This is a genomic window from Kitasatospora sp. NPDC056076, from assembly GCF_042266305.1.
GTDB lineage: Bacteria > Actinomycetota > Actinomycetes > Streptomycetales > Streptomycetaceae > Kitasatospora.
In genome coordinates, this window is the sequence record NZ_JBHJWG010000021.1 from 91780 (window position 1) to 99310 (window position 7531).

The 7531-nt window shown below is 73.3% G+C and carries 8 protein-coding genes and 2 pseudogenes; 7 read left to right on the forward strand and 3 right to left on the reverse strand.

Features of this window, described 5'->3' with window-relative positions; translation table 11 throughout:
• Window positions 1-329: 329 nt before the first annotated feature.
• The 3 genes and pseudogenes from ACFC1T_RS19640 to ACFC1T_RS19650 all read left to right on the forward strand — a co-directional run.
• Window positions 330-767: pseudogene (locus ACFC1T_RS19640) on the forward strand (trypsin-like peptidase domain-containing protein); the annotation flags it as partial.
• 204 nt (window positions 768-971) lie between these two features.
• Window positions 972-1697 (forward strand): annotated as a pseudogene (locus ACFC1T_RS19645) (putative Ig domain-containing protein); the annotation flags it as partial.
• 78 nt (window positions 1698-1775) lie between these two features.
• The gene (locus tag ACFC1T_RS19650; RefSeq protein WP_375890205.1) at window positions 1776-2450 is read left to right on the forward strand and encodes an HAD family hydrolase; all 675 of its coding nucleotides are present in this window, start codon (window positions 1776-1778) and stop codon (window positions 2448-2450) included.
• Here the strand turns inward: ACFC1T_RS19650 and ACFC1T_RS19655 are convergent.
• The gene (locus ACFC1T_RS19655; protein ID WP_375890206.1) at window positions 2438-3172 is read right to left on the reverse strand and encodes an SDR family NAD(P)-dependent oxidoreductase; all 735 of its coding nucleotides are present in this window, start codon (window positions 3170-3172) and stop codon (window positions 2438-2440) included. The two genes, ACFC1T_RS19650 and ACFC1T_RS19655, sit on opposite strands and share 13 nt — an antisense overlap.
• 102 nt (window positions 3173-3274) lie before the next feature.
• On the opposite strand from ACFC1T_RS19655, the gene ACFC1T_RS19660 reads away from it, so the two are divergent.
• The 3 genes from ACFC1T_RS19660 to ACFC1T_RS19670 all read left to right on the forward strand — a co-directional run bounded on the left by ACFC1T_RS19660 (window position 3275) and on the right by ACFC1T_RS19670 (window position 5425).
• Window positions 3275-4129, forward strand: coding sequence for a helix-turn-helix transcriptional regulator (locus ACFC1T_RS19660; protein WP_375890208.1), 855 nt, complete (start codon window positions 3275-3277; stop codon window positions 4127-4129).
• Between the two features lie 56 nt (window positions 4130-4185).
• Window positions 4186-4422 carry a hypothetical protein gene (locus ACFC1T_RS19665; RefSeq protein ID WP_375890210.1) on the forward strand — a complete coding sequence of 79 codons (237 nt, stop codon included), beginning with the start codon at window positions 4186-4188 and terminating at the stop codon, window positions 4420-4422.
• A 91-nt stretch (window positions 4423-4513) separates the two neighbouring features.
• A complete protein-coding gene (locus tag ACFC1T_RS19670; protein ID WP_375890212.1) occupies window positions 4514-5425 on the forward strand; it encodes an aminoglycoside phosphotransferase family protein in 912 nt (303 codons plus the stop codon).
• A 17-nt stretch (window positions 5426-5442) separates the two neighbouring features.
• Here the strand turns inward: ACFC1T_RS19670 and ACFC1T_RS19675 are convergent, their stop codons facing one another.
• Window positions 5443-6213, reverse strand: a complete 771-nt coding sequence (locus ACFC1T_RS19675) for a GNAT family N-acetyltransferase (protein ID WP_375890214.1) — start codon at window positions 6211-6213, stop codon at window positions 5443-5445.
• Window positions 6214-6260: 47 nt separating this feature from the next.
• Complete coding sequence (locus ACFC1T_RS19680) at window positions 6261-7067, reverse strand: hypothetical protein (RefSeq protein WP_375890216.1); 807 nt, start codon at window positions 7065-7067, stop codon at window positions 6261-6263.
• A gap of 71 nt (window positions 7068-7138) precedes the next feature.
• Between ACFC1T_RS19680 and ACFC1T_RS19685 the strand changes: the two genes are divergently transcribed.
• Window positions 7139-7447 (forward strand): cupin domain-containing protein, encoded by a 309-nt coding sequence (locus tag ACFC1T_RS19685; protein WP_375890218.1) that lies wholly within the window; start codon window positions 7139-7141, stop codon window positions 7445-7447.
• Window positions 7448-7531: the final 84 nt, after the last annotated feature.

Below are 7531 nucleotides of genomic sequence, written 5' to 3' on the forward strand. Positions count from 1 at the left end.
GGGTTGTTGCCAAACGATGGCACAACCCGGCCCCTGGGGTGGCGAGTTGTGCGGGAACTGTTGACCGCTTGAAGTGACCATGGCACTTTCGTGCGGGCGTGGGCCTCGGCGACCAGCCGGGCGGCCCGCGATCCCCCACAAGGAGAGCCATGTTCAAGAGACTTGTCGCGATGGCCGGTGCGAGCGCCGTCGTCGCCGGAGGGCTGGTCCTCGCCGCCGCCCCCGCCCACGCCGTCCAGGCCGCCGACCTGACGTCGACCATCGCCCTGGACGACTGCTCCGCCTCGCTCGTCCGGTTCCCCACCTCGGCCTCCGGCGACCGGGCCATGATGCTCACCAACGGGCACTGCCTGCCGTCCATGCCCCCCTACGGCCAGGTCATCCAGAACGTCAGCGCCAGCCGCAGCGGCACCCTGCTGGACGGCGCGGGCAACAGCCTCGGCACCGTCCAGGGCGACAAGGTGATCTACGCGACGATGACCGGCACCGACGTCGCCCTCTACGAACTCACCGACACCTTCGCCTCGATCACCTCCAAGTACGGCGCCACCGCCCTCACCATCAACGACGCCCACCCGGTCGACGGCTCGTCGATGTACATACCGTCCTCGTACTGGAAGCAGGTGTGGAACTGCTCCGTCAACGGGTTCGTGCCCACCCTGCGCGAGGACCAGTGGAGTTGGCACGACTCGCTGCGCTACAGCTCCGGCTGCAACACCACCCACGGCACCTCCGGTTCGCCGATCATCGACTCCGCGAGCGGGCGGATCGTCGGCATCAACAACACCGGCAACGACGACGGGGAGATGTGCACCCTCAACAACCCCTGTGAGGTCGCCGCCGACGGCTCCACCAAGGCCTTCAAGGGCCAGAGTTACGGGGAGGAGACCTACTGGTTCACCACCTGCGTCAACTCCGCCCGGACCGTCGACCTCACCGTGCCCGGCTGCCTGCTCACCAAGCCGGCCGGCGCCGCCGTCTCGGTGGGCAACCCCGGTGACCAGTCCACCGCGGTGGGCGGCTCGGTCAACCTGCAGATCAGCGCCTCCGGCGGCACCGCCCCGCTGTCCTACAGCGCGACCGGCCTGCCCGCCGGCCTGTCGATCAACTCCTCGACCGGCCTGATCTCCGGCACCGCCTCCACCGCGGGCAGCTCCAGCGTCACCGTCACCGTCACCGACGCGGCCGGCAAGTCGGCCGGCACCAGCTTCGCCTGGACGGTCACCGGTGGTGGCGGCGGTTCCTGCACCCCGGCGCAGCTGCTCGGCAACCCGGGCTTCGAGACCGGGACGGCGTCGCCGTGGACGGCTTCGAGCGGTGTGATCGACAACGGTTCGTCCGAGCCGTCGCACGGTGGTAGTTGGAAGGCGTACCTGGACGGCTACGGCAGCACCCACACCGACACGCTGTCCCAGACGGTGAGCATCCCGGCGGGCTGCAAGGCGACGCTGAGCTTCTGGCTGCACATCGACACCGCCGAGACCGGCAGCACCGCGTACGACAAGCTGGCCGTCTCGGTCAACGGCACCACGCTCAAGACCTACTCGAACGTGGACGCCGCGGCCGGCTACCAGCAGCGCACCTTCGACCTCTCGGCCTACGCGGGCCAGAGCGTCACCGTGAAGTTCACCGGCACCGAGGACTCCTCGCTGCAGACCAGCTTCGTGATCGACGACACCTCCGTCCAGACCGGCTGACGCACAGTCGGCTCAGGGGCCCGGCGGCTACGGCCGCCGGGCCCCTGGCCGTTACCGGGCCCGCCCTATGCTGAGCGGATGATCGAACCGATAGACCTGGTGATTTTCGACTGCGACGGCGTCCTGGTGGACAGCGAGATCATCGCCGTCCGCGTGGTCGGGCAGCTGACCGCCGAGCTCGGCTGGCCGCTCACCGAGGCCGAGGTGGTCGAGAAGTTCGTCGGCCGGTCCGAGGCGGCCAACCACGCGATGCTGGCGGAGCGGCTCGGGGAGGAGGCCGCGACGCTGTTCGACAAGCGGTTCCGCGAGCTGCACGCCGAGGCCGTGGACGCCGGGCTGACGCCGGTGGACGGGCTGCCGGAGGCGCTGGACGCCCTGGCGGAGCTCGGGTTGCCGATGTGCGTGGCGTCCAGTGGCACGCACGAGAAGATGCGGCACACGCTGGGCCGGACCGGGCTGTACGGGCGCTTCGAGGGCCGGATCCACAGCGCCACCGAGGTCGAGCGCGGCAAGCCCGCGCCCGACCTGTTCCTGCACGCCGCGCGCAGCATGGGCGTCGACCCGGCCGCCTGCGTGGTGGTCGAGGACAGCGGCCCCGGGGTGGCGGCCGCCCGCGCCGCCGGGATGCGGGCGCTCGGCTACGCGGGCGGCGTCACGGCGGCGGAGCGGCTCGCCGGGCCGGGCACGGTGGTGTTCCGGGACATGCGCGAGCTGCCCGCGCTGATCGCCGCCGGGGCGGTTCACCAGGGGTAGGTGCCGCCCTCGGGGTGGAAGAACTGGCCGGTGGGCGCGGTCAGCGCCGCGCCGAGCTGGCGGGCGATCCGGCGGCCGCCCTCCTGGACGTCGGACGGGCCGGAGTGGTCGTTGATGTCGGTCGCGCAGTGGCCCGGTTCCAGGGCGCTGACCTTGATCCCCTCGGCGCGCAGGGTGCGGGCGTAGACCAGGGTGACGGCGTTCAGCGCGGCCTTGGAGGTGTTGTAGCCGAGCAGCGCCGCGTACTCGCCGACCGGGGTGTCCGGGTCGGCGAGGACGGAGGAGCTGCCGAGGCCGCTGGAGACGTTGCCGATCAGCGCGGCCGGGGAGCGGCGCAGCAGCGGCAGCATGGCGTTGATGACGGTGACGGCGCCGAAGACGTTGGTCTCGTAGGTCGCGCGCAGGTCGTCCAGGGGCAGCCTCTCGGGGGTGGTGCCGAGGTCCCGGGTGATCCCGGCGTTGTTGACGAGGGTGTCCAGCCGCCCGTACTCGGCGTCGACCAGTGCGGCCGCGGCGGTGACGCTCGCCGGGTCGGTGACGTCCAGGCGGACGGCGCGGGCGGTCAGGCCCTGGGCGGTGAGGCCGGCGGCGGCCGCGGCGCCGCGCTCGGGGTCGCGGGCGCCGAGCAGCAGGGTGTGCCCGGCGCGGGCGAGTTCGGTGGCGGTGGCGAGGCCGATGCCCTTGTTGGCGCCGGTGATCAGGACGATGCGGTTCGTGGTCATGCCCCGACTCTGGCCGGGCGGCGGCCGGGCCGGGAGAGCACTGTCGAGGGTGGTACCGGGAGTGCCATGGTCGGCGTGCGGCGGGCGGGCCAGACTGGGGGCGTGGAACACGTGGACCGGGCGGAGCTGGCCGCCTTCCTGCGGCGCTGGCGCGCCCGCATCCAGCCCACCGACGTCGGCCTCCCGGACGGCGGGCGGCGCCGTACCCCGGGCCTGCGCCGGCAGGAGGTCGCGCAGCTCGCGGGCATGTCGGTGGAGTACTACATCCGGCTCGAACAGGGTCGGGGGCCGCGCCCGTCGCGGCAGATGATCGGGGCGATCAGCCGGGCGCTGCGGCTGTCCGCGGACGAGACGGCCCACCTGCACCACCTGGTCGGCGAGGCGCCGCTGCCGCCGACCGCGCTGCCCCGCGACGTCCGGCCCGGCGTGCTGCACCTGCTCGACCGGCTGGACGACACCCCGGCGATGGTCTGCAGCGCCGCCCGCGACGTCCTCGCCTGGAACGCGATGGCGGCCGCACTGCTCGGCGACTTCTCCGCGCTGCCGCCCGGCGAGCGCAACCTCATCTGGCGCTTCTTCACCGACCCGGACACCCGCGCCCTCCAGGACCCGGCCGGCCAGGCCGTGTTCGGCCGCCGGGCGGTCGCCGACCTTCGCTCCGCGGCCGCCCGCTACCCCGCCGACAGCAGCCTGCGCCGCCTGGTCGACCGGCTGCTCGCGGCCAGCGAGGAGTTCCGCGAGCTGTGGGCGCGCCAGGACGTCGAGATGCGCCGCTCGACGACCAAGCGCCTCCTGCACCCGGTGGTCGGCCCGCTCGACCTCGACTGCGAGGCCCTGCACGACCCGCACCGCGACCAGTGGACGATCTTCTACACCGCCGCCCCCGGCACGCCCTCGCACTCGGCCCTGCGGCTGCTCAAGGTCCTGGGCAGTCAGGACCTCGCGGTCCGGGGCTGAGCGAGCGCGATCCTCGGCTATATTGAACGCGTTCAAATAACGTCCGAGGGGGGCGCATGGACGTCGTGGCGCGCGCGGTGATCGTTTGGATGGCGACCTGGGGGGCGCTCGTCACGTTGCTCCTGCTGCCGTTGCTGCTTCCGGATCGATGGCACTACTACATCTACTCGCCCGCCAGCGAGGGGCTGTGGATGCTGTCCGTGCTGGTCGGCCCCTTCGTGGCCGGCGGGCTCGGCAGGCGGTGGATCCGTACCGGCGTCTGGCGGGGCGGGGCCGGCGGGGGCGAGGCCTGAACCGGTTGCCGGGTTGCCAGGGCCGGCGGGACAGGTCGTGCCCTGGTAATTCGCTTGCCGGGGGCGGTCGGTGCTGGCAGGGTCGGGCGCCATGCCCCGGAAGATGCACGCGGACGAACTGGACGTCGACGAGGAACTGGTCCGCCGGATGGTGGCCGCGCGGTTCCCGCGGTGGGCCGGCCTGCCGGTCGAGCCGGTGGACTCGGCCGGGACCAGCAACGCGATGTTCCGGCTCGGCGCCGAGCTGGTGGTGCGGATCCCGCGCATCCCCGGGGCGGTCGAGGACATCGGCAAGGAGTACACCTGGCTGCGCCGGCTGGCCCCCGAACTCCCCGTCGCCGTACCGGTTCCGGTGGCCCTGGGGGAGCCGGTCGACGGCTGCCCGTGGGAGTGGTCGGTGCTGCGCTGGCTGGACGGGGCCAACCCGGCGGCCGGGGACGAACGCCAACCGGACCTGCTGGCAGCGGACTTGGCCGGGTTCGTGACCGCGATGCGCCGCGCCGACCCGGCGGGCGCCCCGGCCTCCTACCGCAGCGAGACGCTGGCCGCGCGGGACGCGGCGGTCCGGCGGGCGCTCGCGGCGCTGGCGGGTGAAGTGGACGCGGCAGCGGTAACCGCCCTGTGGAAGACGGCGCTTGGCGCGCCCGAGCACGCCGGGCCGCCGGTCTGGATCCATGCCGACCTCCAGCCCGGCAACCTGCTGGTCGACGGGGGCGGCCGGCTCGCCGCCGTCATCGACTTCGGCTGCGCCGGCCTCGGCGACCCGGCCGTGGACCTGCTCCCCGCCTGGTACGTGCTCCCCGCGTCGGCCCGTGACGCCTTCCGGACGGCCGTCGGCGCCGACGCCGCCGAGTGGGAGCGCGGGAGGGGCTGGGCGCTGTCCGTGGCGCTGGCGGAGCTGGACTACTACCGCGACAGCAACCCCCGGATGGCACGCACCGCCCGGTACGTGCTCGGCGAACTGCTCGCCGAGCTGGTCGCCGAGCACGGCGGGGCGGCCTGAGGGGGCCCGCCGAGGTCCTACGGCGCGGTGACGACGACCTGGGCCCCCGCCAGGGGCCGCTTGCTCATACCCAGGCGCTCGTACACGGCTATCGCCGACCGGTTCCCGCCGTGCACCATGAGGGCCGCCCGCCCGTACCGGTGGACCAACTCCCCGAGGACGAAGCCGCAGACGGCCCGCGCCAGTCCGCGCCCACGGGCGCCCGGGTGCGTGCACACGCCGGCCAGGAACCCGCAACCTGCCGCCGACCAGACGTCGGCCGCGACGGCCAGGGGCTCCGGCGGGGCGCCGCTGTCGAGGGAGTCGACGATCCCGGCCCAGCGGTGGGTGCCGCCGTCGTCCGGCTGGGCGAAGGAGTCGGGGAAGAAGCGGTCGAACAGCGAGGTCGCCTCCTTCACCTGCACCTCGTCCAGCCACCGCACCCCGATGGCGGGCGGGTCGGGGACGGCCGAGGTCTCCATCCAGTAGAACGCGGGGAACAGCGACAGGCCGGGGATCGTGCCGGCCAGCGACTCGATCAACGACGCCCGGCCGACGGGCCGGTAGGTCGGTCCGACCTCGGTCAGCACGTGCCGCACCAGCCGTGCGGCGTCATCGGCACTGCCCTTGACCGCGAGCCGGTCCCGCGCGGAGAGGTCCGGGCTCGCCACGGCGAGGGCCGTGCCGTGCCGCCAGGCCCGTACTCCCGGGCCCAGCCGGCCGTCGTGCTGCCCCTGGGCAGCCCACAGCAGGTGCCCGTCGCCGGCGGCGGCTTCCTCGACGTCGTCGAGGCGGATGAGTTCTTCCATGCGTCTTCACCTGTCGAGCGGCTTGATCATGTGCAGTGGTCCAGCGCTCATCCGGGCTCGTTGATTCCGTCCGGCAGTCGCCACTCGAAGGGCCACAGCTCGGCCGCCCACGCGGCGTCGGCTGCGGCGGGGGCCGCGGGGACGCGCAGGAGGGTGCGGTGGCGCAGCAGTTCGCGGCGCTCGGCGGGGGTGAGCAGGCGCTCGTCCGGCCCGAGGCCGCCGTAGGCGTTCGGGGCCAGGTCGGGGCGGCCGTCGATCGGGGCGTCCTCGGCGACGTTGAGCAGGTCGCCGTCGGCGGTGCGGTAGTCGAGGCGGAAGTCGGTGCGCCACTGCGAGTTGCCGCCCCAGCCCTGGGAGAGGTCCCGGGTGGGGCGGTGGGCGCGGCGGTGGGTCCAGAACAGCGGCCAGCGGTCGGCGACTCCGCGCTCCGCGTGGGCGGCTCCGGCTCGTACGCGGACGCCGGCCCGGTTGAACAGCAGCTCGCCGAGCATCAGGCCGGGGTGGCGGACGTCCAGGATCTCGACGGGGGAGTCCGGGTCCTCGGCCTGCTCGACCTCGGTGATCTCGTGCAGGAACGGGTCGAAGGGGGTCTGTTCGAGGATGGGTGTCATGCCGAGGGTTGTGAAGAGGTTCAGGTAGGGCGGGAGTTGGGGGTCGAGGAGGAGGAAGTCGCTGACCCGGCCGAGGGCGTAGAGCTCTTCGAGGAGGTCCGCGTCGTCGGTCCACCACTGATCGTGGGGGACCGCGGTGGTGTGGAGGCGTGCCCGGTAGTCAGCCGTGGCGGCCTGGTCGAGCCAGGAGTCGATGGGGCCGTCGGTGTCGAGTAGCGCCTCGTACAGCGCGCGGGCGTTCACCCTGGAGATCCTGGCAGGTTTTGCCAAACGGTCGACCAATGAGGCGGTCGGCGCGGGTAGCGTCCCTGGTCATGAGTCTGATGGACGTGAACGAAGAAGCCGCCCAACTGCCGGATGCCTGGCGGTCGGTGGTGTTGGAGCGGGTCGGCGCGGCGGCCGTGAAGGTACTGCGGATGGACGGCCGGGAGCTGGAGGAGGAGGCGCACGGGACGGCCGAGGTGCTGTTCGTCGCCGACGGAGTCCTGGAGCTGGAGCTGGCGGGGGAGGCGCTGACCGTCGGCGCCGGCGAACTGTGCCGGATCCCTGCGGGCACCCGGCACGCCGTGCGGGCGGGGAGTCACGGCACGCTGCTGATCGTGGAGGTCCCGGAGGAAGGATGATGAGCGGTGGGGGGGCGGGGGGGACGCGGGGGCCCGCCCCGCCATTGGGCGCCGAGGGGGCCGGACACCAACAACCCCCCCGCG